Origin of the sequence: Nonomuraea antri (assembly GCF_013283785.1) — a bacterium.
Taxonomy (GTDB): domain Bacteria; phylum Actinomycetota; class Actinomycetes; order Streptosporangiales; family Streptosporangiaceae; genus Nonomuraea; species Nonomuraea antri.
Map to the genome: position 1 here is coordinate 1 of NZ_JABCPZ010000557.1, position 1,174 is coordinate 1,174.

Below are 1,174 nucleotides of genomic sequence, written 5' to 3' on the forward strand. Positions count from 1 at the left end.
TACAGAGACTGAAAGTTTGGGGTGTCATGTCGATCTCGGGTTTGTGATCAGGCCGGTGTGTGCCAGGAAGGCGTCCAAGAGGTCAGGGCGATACTGCAGCTGCTTGAGGTGGCTGCGGATGATCGCGGCGAGTTCGTCGAGCGTGCAGGGGGCCAGGTTGCCCAGGTCGCGTTTGAGGTGCGACCACACGGTCTCCACGGGGTTGAGCTCGGGCGCGTAGGTCGGCAGGTAGAACACTGTCAGCCACGGGCGCGTGTCGATCAGGCTGCGCATCAGGGCATCGACGTGGGTGTTGACGTTGTCCCAAATCAGCACGATCGGCCCGCCGAGCTGCTGGTGGGCGGCGTCCAGCAAGCGGGCGTAGTCGCTCTCACCGAACCCTTTGCGTTCGTTCTTGCGACGCCGGTAGATCAACATGCGGTAGATCAGGCGGGTCCGTTGCCCCGGCTTGAGGCAGATCAGCCCGGCCAGGTTGACGCGCCCGGAGCCCTTGCCCGAGACGGTGACGGTGGGGGTGTATCCACGGCGGGACCAGGTACGGGCCTTGGGCGGCCTCAGCGATTGTCCTGCTTCGTCGGCGAAGCAGATCCACGCGTCCTGATCCCGCGCCGTGGTTCCGCCAGCGGCCAGGTGTCCTTTGCCCAGGTGGCGATCGCCTCTTCGTCGCGCTCGTGGGCGCGGCGCTGGGGGACTTGTGGGCTCCAGCCCAGCCGATGCAGCAGGTAGGAGATCCCGCGTGGGGTGTAGGAGATGTGGAACAACCTGCCGACCAGGACGGTGACCCGCGCCAGGGTCCACCGCTGGTCCTGGGTCCACCCCCACACGGCTGGCCCGGCGTCCAAGGCGGCCTCCAACCGCTCCACCTGCGCGGCGTTCAGCCGGCAGTGCTGGCCGCCCGGCCCCTTCGACACCAGCGCCTCGGCTCCTGCCGTGCGCCAGGCCTGGTGCCAGACATAGGCCGACTTGCGCGAGACCCGCAGACGCTTGGCCACCTGAGGCGGCGACATGCCCGCGGCGAACAGCCCAGCAGCCTCCAAGCGGACCTGTTCACGCTTGGCGCGCGCCGCCGGGGTCAGACCACCACCATCCGGATAACGCATCCCACCGGCATACTCCCGAACCCCGCCGAGAGCACGCAACCGCGAGGTGATACCTCAGTCTTTCAACCTCTGTA

2 protein-coding genes are annotated in these 1,174 nt (G+C 67.3%); both read right to left on the minus strand.

What is annotated here, in order from left to right; genetic code table 11:
* Positions 1–24 precede the first annotated feature (24 nt).
* Positions 25–645, minus strand: coding sequence for a transposase (locus tag HII36_RS55335; RefSeq protein WP_217371168.1), 621 nt, complete (start codon positions 643–645; stop codon positions 25–27).
* Complete coding sequence (locus HII36_RS55340) at positions 555–1,100, minus strand: winged helix-turn-helix domain-containing protein (RefSeq protein ID WP_173531412.1); 546 nt, start codon at positions 1,098–1,100, stop codon at positions 555–557. Before HII36_RS55340 ends, HII36_RS55335 begins: the two co-directional genes overlap by 91 nt.
* Positions 1,101–1,174: the final 74 nt, after the last annotated feature.

Coding starts and splice junctions, on each gene's coding strand:
- HII36_RS55340 (WP_173531412.1), bottom strand. CDS start 1,100: ATGCGTTATCCGGATGGTGGTGGTCTGACCCCGGCGGCGCGCGCCAAG.